Source organism: Xanthomonas sp. 3307 (assembly GCF_014199735.1).
Taxonomy (GTDB): Bacteria; Pseudomonadota; Gammaproteobacteria; order Xanthomonadales; family Xanthomonadaceae; genus Xanthomonas_A; species Xanthomonas_A rydalmerensis.
Genome location: NZ_JACHOG010000002.1, coordinates 341,921 through 364,989, shown reverse-complemented (window position 1 = coordinate 364,989; position 23,069 = coordinate 341,921). Strand labels below are relative to the sequence as shown.

Genomic DNA, 23,069 nt, shown 5'->3' with positions numbered 1-23,069 from the left:
GACACTCGGGCGTGTCATCAATTCCCGAGCAATCGCGGCCCTTCGGATTGGGCTTGCCAGACCCAACGCGACATCCTCGGGAATTGGTGACACCCCCTAGTCCGGCAGCGGACAGCGGCGAGACATTCAGCGGACTTGGCTAGAATGGCGGACTTTTCGGCGAAGGGCGTGGCTATGTGCGGTATCGTCGGTGCGATCGCGGATCGCGATGTGGTTCCGGTCCTGATCGAGGGGCTCAAACGCCTGGAATACCGGGGCTACGACTCGGCCGGCATCGCCGCCATCGCCGACGGCCAGGTGCGCCGCGTGCGCCGCACCGGCCGCGTGTCCGAGACCGAGAGCGCCGCGCTGGCCGAGGGCCTGCATGCGCCGCTGGGCATCGGCCACACCCGCTGGGCCACGCACGGCGGCGTCACCGAGGCCAATGCGCATCCGCACGTCAGCCACGGCGACCTGGCTCTGGTCCACAACGGCATCATCGAGAACCACGAACAGCAGCGCGAGCGCCTGACTGCGCTGGGCTATGTGTTCGAGTCGCAGACCGACACCGAGGTCATCGCCCACCTGATCCACCACTACATCGACCAGGGCCGCGATCTGCTCGGTGCGTTGCAGGCGGCGGTGAAGGAACTGACCGGCGCCTATGCCGTGGCCGCGGTGAGCAAGTCGCGCCCGGACCTGCTGGTGTGCGCGCGGATGGGCTGCCCGCTGCTGATCGGCCTGGGCGAGGGCGAGAACTTCATCGCCTCCGACGTCTCGGCGGTGATCCAGGCCACGCGCCGGGTGATCTTCCTGGAAGAGGGCGACACCGCCGAACTGCGCCGCGACGGCGTGCAGGTGTACGACGCGCAGGACCAGCCGGTGCAGCGCGAGCCGCACGTGTCCGACGTGTCGCTGGCCTCGCTGGAACTGGGCCCGTATCGCCACTTCATGCAGAAGGAGATCCACGAGCAGCCGCGCGCGCTGGCCGACACGCTGGAGGCGCTGTTCGACGCCGGCGGGTTCGACACCACGCTGTTCGGCAGCAAGGCCGAGGCGCTGCTGGCCGATGTGGACGGCGTGCAGATCCTGGCCTGCGGCACCAGCTACTACGCCGGGCTGACCGCGCGCTACTGGATCGAGGGCATCGCCGGGCTGCCGTGCAGCGTGGAGATCGCCAGCGAGTACCGCTATCGCGACGCCTGCGCCAATCCGCGGCAACTGATCGTGACCATTTCCCAGTCCGGCGAAACCCTGGACACGATGGAGGCGCTCAAGTACGCCAAGTCGCTGGGCCACGCCAAGACCCTGTCGATCTGCAACGTGCCCGAGAGCGCCATCCCGCGCGCCAGCGCGATGGTGCTGTACACCCGCGCCGGCGCCGAGGTCGGCGTGGCCTCGACCAAGGCCTTCACCACCCAGCTGGCGGCGCTGTTCCAGCTCACCTGCGTGCTGGCCAAGCGCCGCGGGCGGCTGAGCGCCGAGCAGGAGGCCGAGTACCTGGAGCAGTTGCGCTACCTGCCCGGCAGCGTGCAGCACGTGCTCAACCTGGAGCCGCAGATCGCGGTATGGGCCGAGCGCTTCGCCGACAAGCACAACGCGCTGTTCCTCGGCCGCGGCCTGCATTACCCGATCGCCCTGGAGGGCGCGCTCAAGCTCAAGGAAATCACCTACATCCACGCCGAAGGCTACCCGGCCGGCGAGCTCAAGCACGGCCCGCTGGCGCTGGTCGACGCCAGCATGCCGGTAGTGGTGATCGCGCCCAACGACACCCTACTGGAGAAGGTGAAATCCAACATGCAGGAAGTGCGCGCACGCGGCGGCGAACTGTTCGTGTTCGCCGACCAGGACAGCAACTTCAACGAATCCGAGGGCGTGCACGTGATCCGCACGCCGCGCCACGCCGGTGTGCTCAGCCCGGTGCTGCACACCGTGCCGGTGCAATTGCTGGCCTACCACACCGCGCTGGCGCGCGGCACCGACGTGGACAAGCCGCGCAACCTGGCCAAGTCGGTGACGGTGGAGTAAGCGCGTCCAGGGACGTTCGGCGCGCCAACGATGGCGGGCGTGCGCGGGCCGCCATGACGGTGCGATGCGGACGGGAAGCGCTGTGGCGATGTCCGCCGTAGCGCCACCGGAGGTCGCTGGCGGCTACGTGGCGACGCCGTTGAAGAAGTCGACCAGGCTCTGCGGCGCGGCGTCGTCGAAGAACAGGGTGAGATTGCGCTGGGATTCGCGGGCGAACGGCGCGCTGCGGGCGAACAGTCGGGTTTCGTACGTGGCCAGCGCGGCCTCGATCGCGCCGGGATGCGCGGCGATGGCCTTGCCCAGCTCGGCACCATCGTAGAGCGCGAGGTTGGCGCCTTCGCCGGCGAACGGCGACATCAGGTGCGCCGCGTCGCCGAGCAGGGTCACGCCGGGGACGCGCTCCCATTGGTGCTCGACCGGCAAGGCATGGATCGGGCGCAGCACCGGCGGCGTGTCGCTGGCGGTGATCAACGCCGTCAGCGCCGGCGCCCAACCGGCGAACTCCGCGGCGATGCGCGCCATCGCGCTTGCCGGCACGGCGACGTCGATGCCGTCGAACCACGCCTGCGGCCTGACCAGCGACACATACGCATGCAGCGTGCCGTCGGCATAGCGGTGCGCGAACAGGCCCTTGCCCGGTGCGACTGCCATCAGCGTTCCGTGGCCGACCAGCTGCGCGCTGGCCGGATGCCGGGTGTCGGCCTCCAGCAGGCGGGTCTCGACGAAAGTGATGCCGCTGTAGGCGGGCACGGCAGCGGACAGCAATGGCCGCACCTTCGACCAGGCGCCGTCCGCGCCGACCAGCAGATCGGTGGTCACCGTGGCGCCATCACTGAAGCGCAATAGATGCCGCCCATCGGCGAGCGGCGACACATCGGCGAGTTTGCAGCCCCAGCGCACCGCGCCGGCGGGGAGGGCGTCGAGCAGCAGGCGGCGCAACTGCCCGCGATCCACCTCCGGCCGGTTGCCGGCGCCGAGGTCCGGCCGCTCGATCAGGAGGGTGCCATCGCGGTCGACGACCCGTTTCGCATCCGCGCCGGGCAGCACCAGCGCGCGGAACTGCGGGTAGAGCCCGGCGTCCTTGAGCGCCAGCTGGCCGTTGTAGTCGTGGATGTCGAGCAGGCCGCCCTGCGGGCGCGCATCGGCCGATGCCTCGGCTTCGTAGAGGGTCGCGGCGATGCCGTGGAGGTGCAGCACGCGGGCGAGCGCGAGCCCGCCGAGTCCGGCACCGATGATTGCGATGGGAGTGTGCATGGTGCCTCGATGACGGGTGTGCGCGACGAACCCCGCTGCGCCGAGCTGGATGGAATGTCGTTCCATCATCTTGGAATGGCGTTCCATCCATGTCAAGATCGGCCATGACCAAGACACGACGCAACCAGCCCCGCCGTGACGCCGCACTGTCGCGCGAGCAGATCGTGGAGGCGGCGATCGCCCTGCTCGATCGCGACGGCGAGGCCGGGCTGACCTTCCGCGCCTTGTCCGAACGGCTCGCCACCGGGCCAGGCGCGCTCTACGGACACATCGCCGACAAGCGCGATCTGCTGACGACCGCCTGCGACGCCGTCATCGCGCGCAGCCTGCCGGCGGCACCGGCCGGCGCCACGCCGCAGGCCGCCATCCGCGCGCTGGCCCTGGCCATGTTCGACACGATCGATGCGCATCCCTGGATCGGGTCGGCCCTGTGGCAGGCGCCGGGACAGTTGCCGATCGTGCGCATCATCGAAGGCCTTGGCCGGCCGCTGCGTGCGCTTGGTGTGGCCGACACGGCGCAGTGGGCGGCGGTGTCCGCGCTGCTCAACTACATGCTGGGCGTAAGCGGACAGAACGCGGCCAATACGCAACTGGCGCTCACCCAGGGTCTTGTCCGCGACGCGACCCTGGCCGCAATGGCGAGCACGTGGTCGCGGCTCGATCCCGTCGCGTATCCCTTCGTGCGCAGCATGGCCGGCGCACTGCAGACGCACGACGACCGCGTGGACTTCATCGCCGGGATCGACCTGATCCTTGCCGGCATCGTGGCGCAGGGCGGCGCGCAGGTGACCGGCGGCGCGCGCAAAAAACCCCGTCATTCCTGAGCGGTCCTTCAGGACGCGCCTGCTGCTGGCACGCACGCCGCGCACGTCGCCCCGTCGCGCTAGTGCCGGCGCAGCTAAGTCTGTGCAGCCAGCGCCGTCGGCCTGGCGCGATTCATTGCCCGGAATGACATGGCCAGGCCACGGTATCGGTGCGTCCAGCATCGGTCGCCAGGTGGTGTCGCCGAGGAGGCGGAGGCACATCGCGCTTCGTCCGGTTCTGATGCGCGCGCCGCGCCGCCAGTCCATGCGGCGAACGCTGGCGCCTGTGGGCAAGCCGCGCGACCTGGCCACGTCGGTGACGGTGGAGTAAGGCGCCGCAGCGGCACCGCCTTGGCAGACGGCGTGGTCGGCTGCCAGCGCACTGGCCCGGGTTATGCATAAGCTTCCTGCGAGGGTTCCCACCACGCAGGAGGACGCATGTACGAGTCTTTCAGACAGGGGGCGCCGGCCGAGCTGTGGCAGGCGCTGGTGCACGAGGCCGGGCAGCGCCTGGGCCGGCCGCTGGACGAATCGCGCGAGCACTACCTGGTGTTCGTGCTGCTGCGCTACCAGCGCGACGCGCAGTTGCTGGCGCGCATCCAGGCGCTGGCCTGGCTGCATGCGCAGGAGCAGGTCGGACGCACGCGCGCCGACGCATTGCGCGAGGTCGGCGACGGTTGTCTGCTGATCGCCGGGCTGTTTCCCGGCGTGGCGGAACGGCGCCGGGTCAGCGTCGACTACTTCATCGATCTCGGCCGCGGCGCCTATGCCGAAGTGGCCGAGACCCGCGACAGCGACGCCGGGCTGTTCGCGCAGCTGGCGCGCAGCTACCGCGAACTGGTCGGCACGCTGGGCGCGCTGCGGCCGCCACGGCACGAGGTGGAGGCGCTGCAGGCACCGCTGCACGCGTGAGCGGTGGCGAGGCACGTCGGATGTCCTTCGCCGTTCATGCGTGATGCGCTGTGGCCCGGCCCCGTCTCGGCGTCTCGTAGGAGCGGCTTCAGCCGCGACGGGCTTTCCCGGTAACGCCCCTCGCGGCTGAAGCCGCTCCTACAAAGGCACGTCTTCGTTGTTCGTGCCTGGATGGTGGCGATGGGCGCACATGCAGCTGGGGCACCGCGAACGCCGGTCTAGCGGCGGTGCCGTGTTTCGCCAAGGCGGCGCGTCTTCTGCGCCGCCGTTCGCCATGTGCTACGGCGCGCCGCCGTGGCTCAGAACCAGAAGCGCAGGCCGGCGACCCAGCGCGTCTCGCGCATGGCCTCGCCAGCGGCGCGACGCTGGCCGGCGGTGTCGCCGAAGCTGCGCACGTGCTCCACGCCGACATACGGCGCGAACCGGCGGGTGACTTCGTAGCGCAGGCGCAACCCGCCCTCCGCGGTGGTCAGGCCGCTGCCGGTGCGGTGCGCCGGATCGTCGCGCGCGGCCAGTTCCGCCTCCAGCCGTGGCTGCAGGATCAGGCGATTGGTCAGCAGCACGTCGTACTCGCCTTCCAGGTGCAGGCTGGCATGGCCGCCCTCGGCGACGTAGAGCATGGCCGACACCTCGAACTTGTACGGCGCCATGCCTTGCACGCCGAACGCGGCAGAGGTCCGCGCGTGGCCCGGCGCGAACGTCTGCCTGCCGCCGATCAGCACGTCCCACCAGGGCGAGATCGCGCGTCCATAGGCCAGTTCCAGCGAGGACGCCGTGGTGCGGCCGCCCTCGCGTTCGCCGTCGCTGCGCAGCCATAGCCGGTCGATGTCGCCGCCGTACCAGCCGCGCGCTTCCCAGGCCTGGCCGCTGCCATGGGCGTTGTCCCAGCCCTCCAGGCGATCGACCAGCAAATAGCCGGTGCGCGAGGCGCCGTGCGCCATGCCGTGGTCGCGTAGCACAGGGAACGCGGCCGCACGGTCGGCCGCGGTGATCGGTGGGATCGGCTCGCGTGGCAGCGGCGTGCCGGCGCTCGCGGGACAGTGGCATGCGGTCGCTGTGGGGGCCGGCGCCGAGGGCATCGCGTGGTCCATGCCGTCGTGATGCATGCCGTCGTGCGCGGAGTGCGCGTGTTCGCGGTGATCGCCCTGCGACGCCGGCGCGGCCGCGTGGTCCATCGTGGCGTGGTCCATGTGCGCGTGCGACATGGCGTCGGCGTGCTCTGCCGTGGTCTGCGTGGCAGGCGCGCCTTGCATGGCCGGCACGTGCGCGGCATGCCCCATGGCTGCGTGGTCCATGGCGCCATGCATTGCCGTGTCGGGCTGCGCTGCCGCCGCGTCCGCCATGGACACGGCGGCAGCGGACGCAGGGCAGGCGCAGCGCGCGGCAGCTGCGTCGGCGCCGGTGTCGGCAGCATGGGCATGCTGCGCCTGCGCTGCGGCGTGCGCCAACAGCAGCGCCAGGCCGGTGGCCTGGGCGAGCGGAGCGAGGCGCGAGCGGCTCATGCGTCCACCCGCACTTCGCGCATCATGCCGCCGTCCATGTGATACAGCAGATGACAGTGGTAGGCCCAGCGCCCCAGCGCGTCGGCGCGCACGCGGTAGCTGCGGCGCGTGCCCGGCGGCATGTCCACGGTGTGCTTGCGCACCTGGAAGCGGCCGGCGGCATCCTCCACGTCGCTCCACATGCCGTGCAGGTGGATCGGGTGCTGCATCATCGTGTCGTTGACCAGCACGATGCGCAGGCGCTCGCCGTAGTTGAGCCGCAGCGGCGCGGCGCTGGCGAAGGGAATGCCGTCGAAGGACCAGGCGAACTTCTCCATGTTGCCGGTCAGGTGCAGCTGGATCTCGCGTCCCGGCTCGCGTCCGTCCGGATCCTCGAACAGGCTGTGCAGGTCGGCATAGGTCAGCACGCGGCGGCCGTTGTCGCGCAGGCCGATGCCCGGGTCGTCCAGTCGCGGCGCGCTGGCGGAGGACTGCATGTCCACCAACGGATTGCCGCGTTCGCTGCGTGGATGCGCAGGTGCGGCGGCAGCGCCTGCAGTTGCGTGCGCGGCGTGCTCCATGCCCGGCATGCCGGCCATGTGCATGCTCGCGCCGCAGCCGCCCTCCATGCCGTGCATGGCCTTATCCGCGCCATGGTCCATGCCGGCGTGCCCGGCCATCGCGTGGCCCATGTCCTGCATGCGCAGCAGTGGGCGTGGATCGTTCGCCGGCACCGGCGCCTGCAGCCCGTCGCGCACGGCCAAAGTGCCGCGCGCGTGACCGGTGCGGCCCATATCCTGGGCGAACACCGTGTAGGCGTCCTGGCCGCTGGGTTCGACCAGCACGTCGTAGGTTTCGGCCGCGGCGATGCGGAACTCGTCCACGCTCACCGGATGTACGTACTGGCCGTCGGCGGCGACCACGGTCATCTTCAGCCCGGGGATGCGCACGTCGAAGTAGCTCATGCTGGAGGCGTTGATGAAGCGCAGCAGCACCTTCTCGCCGGGGCGGAACAGCCCGGTCCAGTTGCCGGCCGGGGTCATGCCGTTGAGCAGGTAGGTGTAGGTGTTGCCGTTGACGTCGGACAGGTCGCTCGGCGTCATGCGCATGCGCCCCCACATGCCGCGGTCGGCGAGGGTGGCGCGCAGCCCGTCCTGCCGCGCGTCGCGCAGGAAATCGCCGACGGTGCGCTGGTACAGGTTGTCGTAGGACGGCATCTGCTTCAGCCGCCGGAACAGCGCGGCCGGGTCCAGGTCGGTCCAGTCCGACAGCAACAGCACGTGCTCGCGGTCGTAGCGGTACGGCGGCGGGTCGCGCGGGTCGATCACGATGGCGCCGTACAGCCCGGCCTGCTCCTGGTGCAGCGAATGGCTGTGGTACCAGTAGGTGCCGGACTGGCGCAGGGCGAAACGGTATTGGTAGGTCTCGCCCGGATAGATGCCGTCGAAGCTCATGCCCGGCACGCCGTCCATGTTGGCCGGCAGCAGCAGGCCGTGCCAGTGCACCGAGGTCTGGGTGTGGCCGGGCAGGCGATTGGCCACGCGGATGGTCACGGTGTCGCCTTCGCGCCAGCGCAGGATCGGTGCGGGCGCGCTGCCGTTGACGGCGATGGCGGGGCGCTCGCGCCCGGTGAAGTTGACCCGGGTGCTGCCGATGCTCAGGTCCAGGTCGGTGCCGTGCAGCACGTAGGGCGCGGCGCCGTTGCGGGCGAGCGCGCTGGCCTGTGCGCTGCGCAGCGGCAGCCCGCTGAGGCCGGCGGCGGCGCCCAGCGCCAGCCCGGTGACGAAGCGGCGCCGCGACGGCAGCGCCGGCAGGCCGGAAGAAGATGCGTTCATGTGTCAGGTCCATAAGCGGATGCGATGTGCCGCGCAGCGCCGACGGGGCGCTGCAGGCACGGACGCGGCAGCGTCTGTGCGCCGCCGCCAGGAGACCGCCCGTGGGGCGGCCGCGCGCGCTCAGGCGCTGGGAGGACGTTCCAGTCGTGGCAGGCCGGGCGCACCGTGCGCGGCCTGGGAAGCGGCGGCGACCAGGGTGCGGGGCATGCGCGGCAGTGCCAGCGGCATCGCCAGCAGGGCCGGCAACGGTTGCGCATGCGGACATTGGCAGCCCGCCATGCCGCCGCAGCCGCCGTGCTTGCCGGCATGGTCGTGGCAGGGGCCGTCGTGATCCGTCGGTGGCGGTGGCGGCGCGTCGTGGCAGGGCATCGCCGTGTGCGCCGGCGCCGCGCTGGCCATCGTGGCAGCCGTGTCGTGCGTCGAGGGGCCGTGCGTCGCCATGCCCGGCATCGCCATGGCGGCCGCGGTGCCGTTGAGCAGCAGGCTCAGGCACAGCAGCAGTCGCATCAGGACGGCGAAGGTCGGCACAGGCGGCGGGGTGACGGCGGGAAGCGCAGAGGATACCGAAGCCGGCGTGGGCGGCAAGCGACTGCCGCGCGGGAAGGCTTGACTCTGGACCCGACTCCAGGGAGTAGGGTGTGCGCATGCGATCCGATCCCGCCACCGTCCGCTTCACCATCGGCGCGCTCGCCCGCCAGGCCGACGTCGCCATCGATACCGTGCGCTACTACGAGCGCCAGGGGCTGCTGCCGCCCGCCCCGCGCCGCGCCTCCGGCTACCGCGAGTACGACGCCGCGGCGGTGCAGCGGGTGCGCTTCATCCGCCGCGCCAAGGAACTGGGCTTTTCGCTGGAGGAGATCGGCGAGCTGCTGGCGCTGCAGGACGATCGCGTGCACGGCGTGGAGGGCATCAAGCAGCGCGCCAGCGCGCGCCTGCAGGCGCTGGACCGGCGCATCGCCGAACTGACCGAGATGCGCGACACCCTGGCGATGCTGGTCGAGGAGTGTCCCGGCCGCGGTGCGCCGGACGCCTGCCCGATCCTGGGCGACATCCGCGGCGATGCCACCGGCGAGCCGCCGCGATGAGCGCGGACCGCGCCACCGCCTCGTTGACCTTGCCGGTGCAGGGCATGACCTGCGCTGCCTGCGCGGCCGGCGTGGAGAAGGCGTTGCAGCGCCTGCCCGGGGTCGCGGCGCAGGCCAGCTATGCCGGGGCGCGCGTGCAGGTCGACTACGACCCGCAGCAAGTGGACCTGCCGACACTGCTGCAGCGTATCCAGCAGGCCGGCTACAGCGTGCCGACCCAGACCCTGACCCTGGAACTCAGCGGCCTGCACTGCGCCTCCTGCGTGGCGTCGATCGATGCGGTGCTGGCGAAGACCCCGGGCGTGCTCGCCGGCCACGCCAACCTGGCCTCGGCCAAGGCGCGGGTGGAGATCGTGAACGGTGCGGTCGCGCCGGCGGAACTGATCGCGCGGATCGCCCGTGCGGGATTCGGCGCGCGCGTCGCGCAGGCCATGGACCCCGAGCAGCTGGCCGAGCGCGACCGCAGCGAGCGCCGCGCCTGGCGGCGCGAGCTGGGAATGTTCGCAGCGGCGGTGCTGCTGACCCTGCCGTTCTGGGGGCAGATGCTGGGCATGCTGGATGGCGACGCCCTGCGCGGTGCGCACGCCGAGCCGCTGCCGCGCTGGCTGCAGTGGCTGCTGGCCACGCCGGTGCAGTGCTGGATCGGCGCGCGCTTCTACCGCGCCGGCTACCGCGCGCTGCGCAACGGCAGCGCCAACATGGACGTGCTGGTCGCGCTGGGCACCGGCATGGCCTATCTGTACAGCGCCGTGGTCACCGTGGCCGGCCTGCACGACCAGCACGTGTACTTCGAGGCCAGCACCAGCGTCATCACCCTGGTGCTGCTCGGGCGCCTGCTCGAGGCCCGCGCCAAGCGCCGCACCACCGCGGCGGTGCGCGCGCTGCTCGACCTGGCGCCGACCACCGCGCGGGTCGAGCGCGACGGCGTCATCGTGGAGGTGGATGCAGCGGAACTGGCGGTCGGCGATGTGTTCGTGGTCGCTGCCGGCGAGCGCGTGCCGGTCGACGGCGAGGTGCTCGACGGCCACTCCAGCGTGGACGAGGCGATGCTCTCCGGCGAGGCGCTGCCGGTGGCCAAGGCACCGGGTAGCCGCCTGCATGCGGCCACGGTCAACCAGCTTGGCCTGTTGCGCGCGCGCGCCACCGGCGTTGGCGCGGACACGCTGCTGGCGCAGATCGTGCGCATGGTCGATGCCGCGCAAGGCTCGCGCGCGCCGATCCAGCGCCTGGTCGATCGCATCGCCGCGGTGTTCGTGCCGGCGGTACTGGCCATCGCCGCGATCACCCTGGGCGCGACCTGGGCGCTGGGCGGCAGCTTCGCCGACGCCCTGGTGCACGCGGTGGCGGTGCTGGTGATCGCCTGCCCGTGCGCGCTGGGCCTGGCCACGCCGACCGCGATCATGGTCGGCACCGGCGTCGGCGCGCGCGCCGGCATCCTGATCCGCGACGCCGAGGTGCTGGAACGCGCCCGCGCGCTGACCGCGCTGGTGGTCGACAAGACCGGCACCCTGACCCTGGGCCAGCCGCAGGTGACCGCGGTGCTGGTCGCCGACGAGGCCGAGGCCGCGCCGCTGTTGCGCCTGGCCGCGGCGCTGGAGACCGGGTCGGCGCATCCGCTGGCGCGCGCCATCGTGCAGCGCGCCGCCGACCTGGGCGTGCGCGCGGCGGTGCCGGCGCCGCTGGCCGAGGCAGTGCAGACGCTGCCGGGGCAGGGCGTGCGCGGCCGCGTGGACGGGCGCGAGGTCGCGCTGGGGGCGCTGGCGTGGCTCGACGGCCTGGTCGCCGTGCCGGCCGACCCGACGCTGCGCCGCCAGGCCGAGGCGGCGCAGGCGCAGGGCCAGAGCGTGGTCGGGGTGGCGGTGGACGGCGCCGTGGCCGGCTACATCGCCATCGCCGATCCGCTGCGCGAGGACGCCGCCGAGGCGGTGGCGTTGCTGCAGGCGCGCGGTATCGCCGTGACCATGCTCAGCGGCGACAACCGCCACGCGGCGCAGGCGGTGGCCGCGCGACTCGGTATCGAGCAGGTGCAGGCCGAGGTGCTGCCGCAGGACAAGGCCGCGCATGTGCGCCAGCTGCAGGCCGTGCCGGGCGCACACGTGGGCATGGTCGGCGACGGCATCAACGACGCCCCGGCGCTGGCCGCGGCCGACGTCAGTTTCGCCATCGGCAGCGGTTCGGACATCGCCATCGAGGCGGCCGACGTGGTGCTGATGCACGGCGACCTGGCCGGCGTCGCCGCCGCCATCGACCTGTCCGCGGCGACCGTGCGCAAGATCCGCCAGAACCTGTTCTTCGCCTTCGTCTTCAACGGCCTGGGCATCCCGCTGGCCGCGTTCGGCCTGCTCAACCCGGTGATCGCCGGCGCGGCGATGGCGCTGAGTTCGGTCTCGGTGCTGGGCAACGCGCTGCTGCTGAATCGCTGGCGTGCGCAGTGAGCGCGTGTTCGATTTCTTCACTTTGGAGCCTGACATGCAACATCTCGATCTCCTCGTCCACGGCATGAGTTGCGGCGGCTGCAGCGCGCGGCTGCAGCGGGTGCTGGACGCCTGTCCGGGCGTGAGCGCCAGCACGGTGGTGCTGGAGGGCGGGCGCGTGGGCATCGACTACGACCCCGCGCGCATCGACGTGGCCGCGCTGGAGCAGGCGATCGCCGACGCCGGTTTCAGCGTGGCCGCCGGCTGAGCGCCGCCCCGGCGCCGCGCCACGCCGGGTGAACGCCGGCGTGGCGGCCGCGGTCGCGCATGACCCGAGCGCGGGCCGGGCGTGTATCGTGGGCGCGGTTTCTCCGCTCCCGCACCGCCATGACCCATCGCGCTTGGGTGGCCGCCGCCATCCAGAAGATCGAAGCCGACTTCAACCGCTCGGCCGACACCCATCTGATCCCGCTGGACCTGCCCGGTTTCCCCGGCATCGACCTGTATTTCAAGGACGAATCCAGCCATCCCACCGGCAGCCTCAAGCATCGCCTGGCGCGCTCGCTGTTCCTGTACGCGCTGGCCAACGGCTGGCTGCGCGAGGGGCGGCCGGTGATCGAGGCCTCCAGCGGCTCCACGGCGGTGTCCGAGGCGTACTTCGCGCGCCTGCTGGGGCTGCCGTTCATCGCGGTGATGCCCGCGACGACCTCGCCGGAAAAGATCGCCGCGATCGAGTTCCAGGGCGGGCGCTGCCATCTGGTCGGGCGCGCCTGCGACCTGCATGCCGATTCGGTGCAGCTGGCGCGCGAGACCGGCGGCCATTTCATGGACCAGTTCCTCTACGCCGAACGCGCCACCGACTGGCGCGCCAACAACAACATCGCCGAATCGATCTTCCGGCAGATGCAGGAGGAGCCGCACCCGATCCCGGACTGGATCGTGTGCAGCCCCGGCACCGGTGGCACCGCGGCCACGCTCGGGCGCTACGTGCGCTACCGGCGCCATCCCACCCGCATCCTGTGCGCGGACCCGGAGGTGTCGCTGTTCTTCGACGGCTACCGCGAGGCGCTGGCCGGGCGCGACTACGCCGGCCTGGAAAGCACCGGCGGCTCGCGCATCGAAGGCATCGGCCGGCCGCGGGTGGAGCCGAGCTTCATCCCCAGCTGCGTGGATGCGATGGTCAAGGTGCCCGACGCGCTGAGCCTGGCGGCGATGCGCTACGTCAGCGCGCGCCTGGGCCGGCGCGTGGGCGGCTCCACCGGCACCAACTTCGTCGGCGTGCTGCAGGCGGCCACGCGCATGCGCGAGCAGGGCCGCAGCGGCGCCATCGTCACCATCCTGTGCGACAGCGGCGAGCGCTACGGGCACAGCTACTACCGGCCGCAGTGGTACGCCGAGCACGGCATCGACGTGGACCAGGCCGATGCGCAGCTGGCCACGGCGGTGGCCGGCGCCGGATTGCCGCCGCTGCCTTGTGCCGCGCTGGACTGACCGCCATCTCACTGCCATGGCCGGCGCCGCCGGCCTTCCTTCCGTGACCGAGACTTCCGCGATGACCAATCCCCTGCTCGATTTTTCCGGCCTGCCGCGCTTCGATGCGATCCAGCCCGAGCACATCGGCCCGGCGATCGACACCCTGCTGGCACAGGCCGAGGCCGCGGTGGCCGCCGCCGAGACCGTGGCGCCGGTGCGCTGGGACAACTTCGTGGCGCCGCTGGACGACGCCACCGAGCGCCTGTGGCGCGCCTGGGGCCAGGTGAGCCACCTGCAGGCGGTGGTCAACACGCCGGCGCTGCGCGAGGCCTACAACGCCAACCTGCCCAAGGTGACGCGCTTCTCCAGCGCGCTCGGGCAGAACCTGGCGCTGTTCGCGCAGTACCGCACGCTGGCGCATTCGCCGGAGGCGGCCACGCTCGGCCCGGCGCAGCGCAAGGTGCTGGACAACGCGTTGCGCGATTTCCGCCTGGGCGGCGCCGAACTGGGCGAGGCCGACAAGCAGCGCTTCGCCGCGATCCAGGAAGAACTGTCGGCGCTGTCGGCCAAGTTCTCGCAGAACGTGCTCGATGCCACCGACGCGTGGTCGCTGTTGATCGACGACGAGGCGCGCCTGGCCGGCCTGCCCGAGGACAGCATTGCCGCCGCGCGCGCAGCGGCCGAACGCGATGGCCAGGCGGGCTGGAAGTTGACCCTGCAGATGCCCTGCTACCTGCCGGTGCAGATGTACGCCGAGGACCGCGCGCTGCGCGAGACGCTGTACCGCGCCAACGCGATCCGCGCCTCGGAGTTCGGCGATGCGGCGCTGGACAACAGCGCGGCGATCGGCCGCATCCTCGCCTTGCGTGGCGAACTGGCCGCGCTGCTCGGCTTCGCCAGCTACGCCGAGTATTCGCTGGCGACCAAGATGGCGCAGGATCCCGCACAAGTGCTCGACTTCCTGCACGATCTGGCCGCACGCGCCAAGCCCTACGCGCAGCGCGACCGCGCCGAGCTGGAGGCATTCGCGCGCGAGCATCTGGGCCTGGACACGCTGGAAGCCTGGGACCTGGCCTATGCCGGCGAGAAGCTCAAGCAGGCGCGCTACAGCTTCTCCGAGCAGGAAGTGAAGCGCTACTTCACCGAGCCCAAGGTGCTGGACGGCCTGTTCGGCCTGATCCACGACCTGTACGGCTTGCGCGTGGAGGCCGACAGCGCGCCGGTGTGGCATCCGGACGTGCGTTTCTTCCGCCTCAGCGACGCGCAGGGGCGCCTGGTCGGGCAGTTCTATCTGGACTTGTACGCGCGCGAAGGCAAGCGTGGCGGCGCCTGGATGGACGATTGCCGCAATCGCCGCGAGCGCGCCGACGGCGTGCAGACCCCGCTGGTGTACTTGGTGTGCAACTTCGGCCGCGGCAGCGACGGCAAGCCGGCCACCTTCACCCACAACGAAGTCACCACCCTGTTCCACGAGATGGGCCACGGCCTGCACCAGTTGCTGACCCAGGTCGGCGAACTGGGCGTGGCCGGCATCAACGGCGTGGAATGGGATGCGGTGGAACTGCCCAGCCAGTTCATGGAGAACTTCTGCTGGGAATGGTCGCGTCTGCAGGCGATGACCGCCCACGTGGACAGCGGCGAGCCGCTGCCGCGCGCACTGTTCGACAAGATGCTGGCGGCGAAGAACTACCAGAGCGGCATGTTCACCGTGCGCCAGCTCGAGTTCGCGCTGTTCGACATGCAGTTGCACCACGACTTCGATGCGCAGACCGACAGCGTGCTGCAGTTGCTCGAGCGCGTACGCGACGAAGTGGCGGTGAACCGGCCGCCGGCCTGGAATCGCTTCCCGCACCAGTTCAGCCACATCTTCGCTGGCGGCTATGCGGCCGGCTACTACAGCTACAAATGGGCCGAGGTGCTCAGCGCCGACGCCTATGCGGCGTTCGAGGAAGCGCCCGACCAGTTGCCCGCCACCGGTGCGCGCTTCCTGCGCGAGATCCTCTCGCGCGGCGGCAGCCGTCCGGCGCTGGAGAACTTCACCGCCTTCCGCGGCCGCGCGCCCGAGCTGGAGGCGCTGCTGCGGCACAGCGGCATGGCGGGATAAGCGGGGATTCGGGAGTCGGGATTGGGGATTTGTGATTTTTCGCGAGTGCATGGCATTCCTCGCGCTTCTGGCTTTGTTGTAGGAGCGGCTTCAGCCGCGACGGGGCATTACCGGTAACCACCGTCGCGGCTGAAGCCGCTCCTACAGAAAATCGCTTGCCAATGATCTGGCTCCGCACAGCACGCTGCCGCCCCCAATCCCCAATCCCGGCTCCTCTGTGCTAGAACAAAGCGCAGCGGCACGGCGATCTTCGCCGCCGCAATCGCGGCGCAGGACACTGCCGCACTGCACAAGGAGGACCGCATGAAGCGAGCAGGGTGGTGGACGCCCTTGCTGTTGAGCATGGCCGTGCCGGCGCTGGCGCAGGATGGCAGCGGCACGGTGCGCATCGGCGCCAGCCTGCGTGCCGGCCCCGCACCGGAGTATCCGCGCGTGGCCACCCCGGTCACCGACGAGGCGTTGCGGGTACATGGCTGCACCCGCGACTGGGCCTGGTGCGATGTCAGTTGGCGCGAGAAACGCGGCTGGCTGCCGGCCGGTGCGATCGACTTCAACGCCCAGGAACAGGGCAGTGCGCCTGGCGTGCCCACGGTCGGCTTTGCGCTGGACCGCTATTGGGACACGCACTATCGCGGTCAGCCGTGGGCGCGCGAACGTGCGCGCTATCGATCGCTGGAAAGCACCGCGACCGCGGCCGGCCCGGCGCAGATTCCGGCCCCGCTGCAGCGGCAGCTGGCGCCACAATGGCGGACGCCGCCGTCGCCTGCGTCCGAGGCGGTGAGCGCCACGCCGCAATGGACGCCGCCCGGCGAGCGGATGTACCAGATTCCGCCGCCGGACGCGCTCAATCCCCGCTACAACAAGGAACTGGCGAAGGAGTTGCAACGCCAGGACGACGACCGCCGCCAGCGCGAAGCGATGGGCCTGATGCCCGTGCCGCCGCCTGCGTCCGCGCCATCGGCATCGCCGTCCTGGCCGCCGTCGCCGGCGACGATCCAATGGGTCGAGCGGCATCCGCCGAAGCCGAGTTCGCCACCACCACCACCACCGCCACCGCCACCGCCACCGCCACCGCCTTCAGCGCCACCGGCCAAGCCGGAAGCGCACAAGGACCACGACGCCGGGCGTCGCGACGTCAGGCAACTGGAGCGTTGACGCGCGGCACGCTGCCGTTGCTGGCAGCGTGCGCGTTTGGCCCGGCTCAGGCCTTGGCGAACACCAGCGCGGCGTTGGTGCCGCCGAAGCCGAAGCTGTTGGACATCACCGTGCGCAACGCGGCATCGCGGCTCTCGCGGACGATCGGGAAGCCCTCGGCGCGGGGGTCCAGCGTGTCGATGTTGGCCGAGCCGGCGATGAAGCCGTCGCGCAGCATCAGCAGGCAGTAGATCGCCTCGTGCACGCTGGCCGCGCCCAGCGAATGCCCGGACAGCGCCTTGGTCGAGGACAGCGGCGGCACCGCATCGCCGAACACCGCGCGCACCGCGTCCAGCTCGGTGACATCGCCCAGCGGGGTCGAGGTGCCGTGGGTGTTGAGATAGTCGATCGGCGCATCCACGCCCTGCAGCGCCATGCGCATGCAGCGCACCGCGCCTTCGCCGGACGGAGCGACCATGTCGGCGCCGTCGGAGGTCACGCCGTAGCCGACCAGTTCGGCATGGATGCGCGCCCCGCGCGCCACCGCGCGCTCGTAGTCTTCCAGCACCAGCATGCCGCCGCCGCCGGCGATGACGAAGCCGTCGCGCGCGGCATCGTAGGGCCGCGACGCCACCGCCGGCGTGTCGTTGAAGCCGGTGGACAGCGCGCCCATCGCGTCGAACATCAGACTCATGGTCCAGTCCAGCTCTTCGCCGCCGCCGGCGAACATCACGTCCTGCTGGCCGTGGCGGATCAGGTCCGCCGCCGCGCCGATGCAGTGCGCCGAGGTCGCGCAGGCCGCCGATAGCGAATAGCTCACGCCCTTGATCTTGAACGCGGTGGCCAGGCTCGCCGACACCGCCGAACACATCGTGCGCGGCACCATGTACGGGCCGACCTTGCGCACGCCGCGGTTGCGCAGCAGGTCCGCCGCTTCCACCTGCCAGTGGCTGGAGCCGCCACCGGAGCCCGCGATCAGGCCGATCCGCGGGTCGCTGATCGCCGCCTCGTCCAGGCCGGCATCGGCCAGTGCATCGCGCAGCGCCAGGTAGGCGTAGGCCGAGGCATCGCCCATGAAGCGCTTGAGCTTGCGGTCGATCGCCGCGTCCAGGTCCAACTGCACATCGCCGCCGACCTGGCTGCGCAGGCCGGCTTCCACCGCCTGCGGGTTATGGCGGATGCCGGACTGGCTTTCGCGCAATGCGCGCGACACGCTGTCCAGGTCGTTGCCCAGGCACGAAGTGATGCCCATCCCGGTAATTGCCACGCGCCGCATCAGAATGCCTCCGTCGAAGTGAACAGGCCCACGCGCATGTCCTTGGCGGTATAGATCTCGCGCCCATCCACCGACATGCGGCCATCGGCCACCGCCATCACCAGCTTGCGGTTGATCACCCGGCTGATGTCGATCTCGTAGACCACCTGCCTGGCGGTGGGCAGCACCTGCCCGGTGAACTTCACCTCGCCCACGCCCAGCGCACGGCCACGGCCGGGTGCGCCCAGCCAGGTCAGGAAGAAGCCGGTCAACTGCCACATCGCATCCAGGCCCAGGCAGCCGGGCATGACCGGGTCGCCGATGAAATGGCAGCCGAAGAACCACAGGTCCGGGCGGATATCCAGTTCGGCGCGGATCACGCCCTTGCCGTGCGCGCCGCCGGTCTCGTCGATGGCGACGATGCGGTCGAACATCAGCATCGGGTCGTTGGGCAGGCGCCCGGCGTCGGCGCCGAACAGCTCGCCGCGTGCGCTGGCGAGCAATTGCTCGCGAGAATAGGAGGACAGACGACTCATGAGCGGAACATTCCCAGGCGAGACAGTCGAGGCGCGCAAGAGTGCATGAGCCTTGCGCGTTCAATCAAACGTTTTATCCGTACGCACGCGTAGTGTCGGCATCTGCGGCGGCGCGCGCACTGCGCCGGATCAAGGCGCGCATTCTCAGCCCGTGCGCAGTGCGGGGCTTATCATGCGCACACCGTTCGCAGGCGTAGGGTATGGGGTCGATGCGCAAGATCATTCACGTCGACATGGATGCGTTCTACGCGTCCGTGGAGCAGCGTGACGATCCGGCGCTGCGCGGCAAGCCGGTGGTGGTGGCCTGGCGCGGCATGCGCTCTGTGGTGTGCGCCGCCTCCTACGAGGCGCGCGTGTTCGGCGTGCGCTCGGCGATGCCGGCGCTGCGCGCCGAGCGGCTGTGCCCGGACGCGATCTTCGTGCCGCCGGATTTCGCCCGCTACAAGGCGGTGTCGCGGCAGGTGCGCGAGATCTTCCAGCGCCACACCGACATGATCGAGCCGCTGTCGCTGGACGAAGCCTACCTGGACGTCACCGCGCCCAAGGGCGAGTTGCGCACGGCCACCGAGATCGCGCAGACCATCCGCGCGCAGATCCGCGAGGAAACCGCGCTGACCGCCTCGGCCGGGATCGCGCCGAACAAGTTCCTGGCCAAGATCGCCTCGGACTGGCGCAAGCCCGACGGCCAGTTCGTGATCCGTCCGCATCGCGTGGACGCGTTCCTGACGCCGTTGCCGGTGAACAAGGTGCCCGGCGTGGGCAAGGTGATGGAGGCCAAGCTGGCAGAACTGGGCATCGCCACCGTCGGCGACCTGCGCACGCGCGGCGAGGCCGAACTGGAAGCGCGCTTCGGCAGCTTCGGCCTGCGCCTGTACCAGCGCGCGCGCGGTATCGACGAACGCCCGGTGGAGTCGGACCAGCCGGTGCAGTCGATCTCCTCCGAGGACACCTTCGCCGAGGACCTGGCGCTGGACGCACTGGAGCCGGCGATCCGGCAACTGGCCGAGAAGACCTGGAACGCCACCCGCCGCACCGAACGCATCGCGCGCACGGTGGTGCTGAAGCTGAAGACCGCGCAGTTCCGCATCCTCACCCGCAGCTTCACTCCGGAGCAGCCGCCGGATTCGCTGCAGGCCTTGATCGACATCGCCCTTGCGCTGCGCGAGCGCGTGGATCTGCCGACGTCCACCCGTTACCGCCTGGTCGGCGTGGGCCTGTCCGGCTTCCACGAACGCGAGCCGGGACAGGCGCAGGGGCGCTTGTTCGGTTGAGGTGGTCGCGCGCGGAAGCTGTATCGTGTTCTGCTGGTGCGTGGATTGAAACGGGTTGTTGTAGCCGTCGAGGATGCCGAGTTGGCAGCCGCACCTTCACCGGTGCACAGGTCGAAATAGGAACGGCTGCACCATAGGCAGCGTCTGTCGCAGTCCTGCCCTTGAGTGTGCGTGGATTGAAACCCGATCCGGGACAGCCAGGACAGGCACCAGCTCCAGTCGCACGGTTACCGGCGTGGATTGAAAGCCAAGGGAGACGCGAGCGAACCGGAAACGTGGCCTTCGCCTCTTCCGCGTCGGGACTGAAGTCCTCCCACAGGGGCATGCTGCAAGGATTGGAACACCGACTTCATCGTCTGGTCATGCTGATCGGCCTTGTTGCGACCGCATACCAGCCTTGCCCCACCTACAATGCGCACTTCCCCCTCCCGCATTGGCACGACATGACGTTCCCCTACGCATTGGTGGTGTTCGACCTGGACGGCACCCTGGTCGACAGCGGCGCCGACATCGCCGAGGCGTTGAACCGCACGCTGGCTGACTTCGGCCTGCCGCGCGTGCCGGAGGCGACTGTGCTCGGATGGATCGGCGAGGGCGTGCGCAAGCTGGTCGAGATCGCCTGGCGGCATGCCGGCGACGCCACGCCACTCGAGACGGTGATGCCGACCTTCATGCGCCACTACGCCGAATGCCTGTTGCGCAGTCCGCGGTTGTATCCCGGCGCGGCCGAGGCGTTGGCGCACCTGCACGCAGATGGGGTGACGCTGGCGCTGTGCACCAACAAGCCGTCGGCGATGGTGCCGCCGCTGCTGCGCCATCTGGGCGTGGCCGATCTGTTCTCCGCGGTGCTGGGCGGCGACAGCCTGCCCGAACGCAAGCCCAGCCCGGCGCCGCTGCTGCACCTGGCACAGCAGTTCGCGCAACCGCCGGCGCGTTGCCTGATGGTCGGCGATTCGGGGACCGACCTGCAGGCCGGGCAGGCCGCCGGCATGCCGGTGGCGCTGGTGCGCTACGGCTATCCGCGCGATCTGGATCTGGCCACCGCCGACGTGGTGCTGCTGATGGACGACCTGCGCGAGCTGCTGCAACTGCGTTGATACGACGGCGGTTCAAGCACCGCGGAGCAGCGCAAAGAGCGGGATGCGGTTGAACGGCTTCAGCCGCGACAGGCTTTCCCGGCAAGGCCCGTCGCGGCTGAAGCCGCTCCCACAACCCATGACGCATTACGCCCCTCTCCCCCCGGGAGAGGGGTTGGGGTGAGGGTACGGGCGCGTAGCGGGCGCCGAACTGTGAGGTTCGTGCCGCGATGCATGAGCACGAGGGCGGGTGTTTGCGTTCGACAGCCAGCGGCCCTTATCGCGAGCGACCAACTGCGCGATGCATCGCGCATGCCTGCGTTGAGAATGCGCGCATCTACATCCGACGTGGTCGCACATGCGGAGCGGCTTCAGCCGCGACGGGAGTTCGCGGGAAAGCCTGTCGCGGCTGAAGCCGCTCCTACAAAAAAGACGCGCGTGTTTTCCGTGCGGCTGCCCCGCGCCACGCCCGCCGGCGCAGCACGGGACGCCGACTCAGCGCGCCGCCGGCGCGTAGCGCAGGGTCAGCGCGTACTCGCGGCCCGGCTGGTTGTACCAGTTGATGGTCTGGTAGTCGCGGTCGAACACGTTGCTGGCCTTGGCCTGCAGCGTCCAGTCCGGGGTGAACGCGTATTCCGCGCGCAGGTCGACGGTGCCGTAGCCGGCCAGGCGTACGCGGTTGGCCGCGTCGTCGAAGCGGTGGCCGCTGCCGAAGACGGTGACGCCGAGCTTGACCGGGCCGATGCCGCGATCCACGTCCAGGCGCGCGGTGTTCTGCGCGCGGCGCGCCAGCCAGTTGTCGCGGTTGTCGCCATCGCTGCGGTTGCGCGGGTCGGTGTGGCTCAGCTGCGCCGACAGTTCCCAGCCGGCCAGCAATGCATAGCCGGTCAGTTCGGCGCCGCGGATGCGCGCCTCGTCCACGTTGACCGGCAGGAAGCTGATCGCGTCGTAGGAGATCAGGTCCTTGACCCGGGTCTCGTAGGCGTTGAAGGTCCAGTTCCAGCTGTCGGCGTACTGCGCCACGCCCAGGTTGCCGCTCTTGGAACGCTCCGGCTTCAACTCCGGATTGCCGGCGAACGGGTAGTACAGGTCGTTGAAGGTCGGCGCCTTGAAGCCGGTGCCGACGCTGGCGGTGAGCTTGAGGCCATGCGCCAGCGCCAGGCCCCAGCCGAGGCTGCCGGTGGTGTGCTCGCCGAACTGCTCGTTGTCGTCGCTGCGCACGCTGGCCTGCACCTGCTGCGCGCCGAAACGGCCCTGGTACTCGGCGAACACGCCGGTGTTGTCGCGGCTGTCGACGTCGAAAGCGGTGGTGCTGGTGACGTGCTCGCGTTGCCAGTCGCTGCCGACGCTGAGCAGGTGGCCTTCGGCCAGGGTGATGTCGCCCTGCAGCGCGGCGGTGTCGCGGCGGCTGTCGAAGGTGCTGACGAAGTTGCGGGTGCGCGCGCCGGGGGCACGATAGTAGCTGTCGGCGTCGTCGACGTTGCGACCGAGCTGCGCGGCCAGGTGCAGGCGATCGGACGGGGTCCAGTCCAGCTTGCCGCCGAACACCTGCTGGGTGTTGTCGGCCTCGTTGCCGGCGAACAGCGGATCGCCGTCGTACTCGTTGCGGCTGTCGATGTTCAGCGCCTGGCCTTCGATGCGCAGCGTGTCGGTCAGCGCGTAGCCGCCGCGCGCGCTCAGCGAGACGTTGCGGTAGCCGTCGCGGTCGGGCTGGTCGACGAAGCAGCCGGCGAACAGCGTGGCCGAGCCGTTGCAGGCATTGATGCCGTCGGTCTTCTGGTAGCCGCCCTGCACGGCCAGCCAGCCGCGCTCGCCGCGGTTGCTGAAGCCGGCGCCGGCCTCGCGCAGGCCGTGGCTGCCGCCGCCCAGGCTCAGGTTCTGCTGGAAGCCTTGACCGCCGCGGCGGGTGAAGATCTGGATGACGCCGCCGATCGCGTCGGAGCCGTACAGGCTCGACCGCGGGCCACGCACGATCTCGATGCGCTCGATCTGGCTCAGCGGCAGGTCCTGGAACGCGGCCAGGCCGGCGCTGGCCGAGCCGATGCGCACGCCGTCCACCAGCACCAGCACGTGGTCCGATTCGCTGCCGCGCAGGCTCAGCGTGGTCAGCTTGCCCAGGCCGCCCTGATTGGAGATGCCGATGCCGGCGCGACCCTGCAGCAGCTGCGCCAGCGACGTGGCCTGGCTGCGCTCGATCTCCGCGCGGTCGATGACCTGCGCCGGGACCACGCTGTCCTCCACCGAGATCTGAGTGCGGGTGGCGGTGACCAGGACCTGGTCGAGATCGGTGGCGGCGTCGGCGGCGTGGGCCAGCGCGGGCAGGGACAGGGCGGACGCGATCGCGACCGAAAGCAGGCGGGACGACATGGGTGGCAACTCCGGCGCGCGGCTGCGCGCTGTGACGGCGAGGGAGTCGCGAACGGAAGGTG

The 23,069-nt window shown here is 70.6% G+C and carries 18 protein-coding genes; 11 read left to right on the top strand and 7 right to left on the bottom strand.

Annotated elements, in window-relative coordinates:
• Positions 1-174 precede the first annotated feature (174 nt).
• Complete coding sequence (gene glmS, locus GGR64_RS06410) at positions 175-2,007, top strand: glutamine--fructose-6-phosphate transaminase (isomerizing) (RefSeq protein ID WP_184645216.1); 1,833 nt, start codon at positions 175-177, stop codon at positions 2,005-2,007.
• 123 nt (positions 2,008-2,130) lie between these two features.
• Here glmS and GGR64_RS06405 read toward each other — a convergent pair whose 3' ends face one another.
• A complete protein-coding gene (locus GGR64_RS06405) occupies positions 2,131-3,261 on the bottom strand; it encodes an NAD(P)/FAD-dependent oxidoreductase (RefSeq protein WP_184644647.1) in 1,131 nt (376 codons plus the stop codon).
• Between the two features lie 104 nt (positions 3,262-3,365).
• Between GGR64_RS06405 and GGR64_RS06400 the strand changes: the two genes are divergently transcribed.
• Both GGR64_RS06400 and GGR64_RS06395 read left to right on the top strand, forming a co-directional pair.
• Positions 3,366-4,085, top strand: coding sequence for a TetR family transcriptional regulator (locus GGR64_RS06400; protein ID WP_184644645.1), 720 nt, complete (start codon positions 3,366-3,368; stop codon positions 4,083-4,085).
• A 417-nt stretch (positions 4,086-4,502) separates the two neighbouring features.
• Positions 4,503-4,976 (top strand): hypothetical protein, encoded by a 474-nt coding sequence (locus GGR64_RS06395; protein WP_184644643.1) that lies wholly within the window; start codon positions 4,503-4,505, stop codon positions 4,974-4,976.
• Positions 4,977-5,275: 299 nt separating this feature from the next.
• On the opposite strand, the gene GGR64_RS06390 is transcribed toward GGR64_RS06395, so the two are convergent.
• The 3 genes from GGR64_RS06390 to GGR64_RS06380 form a co-directional block, all read right to left on the bottom strand.
• The gene (locus GGR64_RS06390; RefSeq protein WP_184644641.1) at positions 5,276-6,478 is read right to left on the bottom strand and encodes a copper resistance protein B; all 1,203 of its coding nucleotides are present in this window, start codon (positions 6,476-6,478) and stop codon (positions 5,276-5,278) included.
• Positions 6,475-8,292, bottom strand: a complete 1,818-nt coding sequence (locus GGR64_RS06385; protein WP_184644639.1) for a copper resistance system multicopper oxidase — start codon at positions 8,290-8,292, stop codon at positions 6,475-6,477. The genes GGR64_RS06390 and GGR64_RS06385 overlap by 4 nt, the downstream gene beginning before the upstream one ends.
• 120 nt (positions 8,293-8,412) lie before the next feature.
• Positions 8,413-8,799 carry a CopL family metal-binding regulatory protein gene (locus GGR64_RS06380; protein WP_221236096.1) on the bottom strand — a complete coding sequence of 129 codons (387 nt, stop codon included), beginning with the start codon at positions 8,797-8,799 and terminating at the stop codon, positions 8,413-8,415.
• Positions 8,800-8,936: 137 nt separating this feature from the next.
• On the opposite strand from GGR64_RS06380, the gene GGR64_RS06375 reads away from it, so the two are divergent.
• The 6 genes from GGR64_RS06375 to GGR64_RS06350 all read left to right on the top strand — a co-directional run bounded on the left by GGR64_RS06375 (position 8,937) and on the right by GGR64_RS06350 (position 16,523).
• On the top strand, positions 8,937-9,377 hold the full coding sequence (locus tag GGR64_RS06375; RefSeq protein ID WP_184644635.1) for a heavy metal-responsive transcriptional regulator: 441 nt from the start codon (positions 8,937-8,939) through the stop codon (positions 9,375-9,377).
• A complete protein-coding gene (locus GGR64_RS06370; RefSeq protein WP_184644633.1) occupies positions 9,374-11,812 on the top strand; it encodes a heavy metal translocating P-type ATPase in 2,439 nt (812 codons plus the stop codon). The genes GGR64_RS06375 and GGR64_RS06370 overlap by 4 nt, the downstream gene beginning before the upstream one ends.
• Positions 11,813-11,846: 34 nt before the next feature.
• Positions 11,847-12,059, top strand: coding sequence for a heavy metal-associated domain-containing protein (locus tag GGR64_RS06365; RefSeq protein ID WP_184448460.1), 213 nt, complete (start codon positions 11,847-11,849; stop codon positions 12,057-12,059).
• Between the two features lie 119 nt (positions 12,060-12,178).
• Positions 12,179-13,282 carry a PLP-dependent cysteine synthase family protein gene (locus GGR64_RS06360; protein WP_184644631.1) on the top strand — a complete coding sequence of 368 codons (1,104 nt, stop codon included), beginning with the start codon at positions 12,179-12,181 and terminating at the stop codon, positions 13,280-13,282.
• 61 nt (positions 13,283-13,343) lie between these two features.
• On the top strand, positions 13,344-15,368 hold the full coding sequence (locus GGR64_RS06355) for a M3 family metallopeptidase (RefSeq protein ID WP_184644629.1): 2,025 nt from the start codon (positions 13,344-13,346) through the stop codon (positions 15,366-15,368).
• Positions 15,369-15,671: 303 nt separating this feature from the next.
• Positions 15,672-16,523 carry a hypothetical protein gene (locus GGR64_RS06350; protein ID WP_260302884.1) on the top strand — a complete coding sequence of 284 codons (852 nt, stop codon included), beginning with the start codon at positions 15,672-15,674 and terminating at the stop codon, positions 16,521-16,523.
• Between the two features lie 46 nt (positions 16,524-16,569).
• On the opposite strand, the gene fabB is transcribed toward GGR64_RS06350, so the two are convergent.
• A complete protein-coding gene (fabB, locus tag GGR64_RS06345) occupies positions 16,570-17,778 on the bottom strand; it encodes a beta-ketoacyl-ACP synthase I (protein WP_160968845.1) in 1,209 nt (402 codons plus the stop codon).
• Positions 17,778-18,293: a 3-hydroxyacyl-[acyl-carrier-protein] dehydratase FabA gene (gene fabA / locus GGR64_RS06340; protein WP_160968846.1), complete on the bottom strand. Its 516-nt coding sequence runs from the start codon at positions 18,291-18,293 to the stop codon at positions 17,778-17,780. Before fabA ends, fabB begins: the two co-directional genes overlap by 1 nt.
• A 209-nt stretch (positions 18,294-18,502) precedes the next feature.
• On the opposite strand from fabA, the gene dinB reads away from it, so the two are divergent.
• Together dinB and gph are read left to right on the top strand one after the other, a co-directional pair.
• Positions 18,503-19,564 (top strand): DNA polymerase IV, encoded by a 1,062-nt coding sequence (dinB, locus tag GGR64_RS06335; protein WP_184644626.1) that lies wholly within the window; start codon positions 18,503-18,505, stop codon positions 19,562-19,564.
• 443 nt (positions 19,565-20,007) lie between these two features.
• On the top strand, positions 20,008-20,661 hold the full coding sequence (gene gph / locus GGR64_RS06330) for a phosphoglycolate phosphatase (protein ID WP_184644624.1): 654 nt from the start codon (positions 20,008-20,010) through the stop codon (positions 20,659-20,661).
• 474 nt (positions 20,662-21,135) lie between these two features.
• Here gph and btuB read toward each other — a convergent pair whose 3' ends face one another.
• A complete protein-coding gene (btuB, locus tag GGR64_RS06325) occupies positions 21,136-23,007 on the bottom strand; it encodes a TonB-dependent vitamin B12 receptor (RefSeq protein WP_184448456.1) in 1,872 nt (623 codons plus the stop codon).
• Positions 23,008-23,069 lie beyond the last annotated feature (62 nt).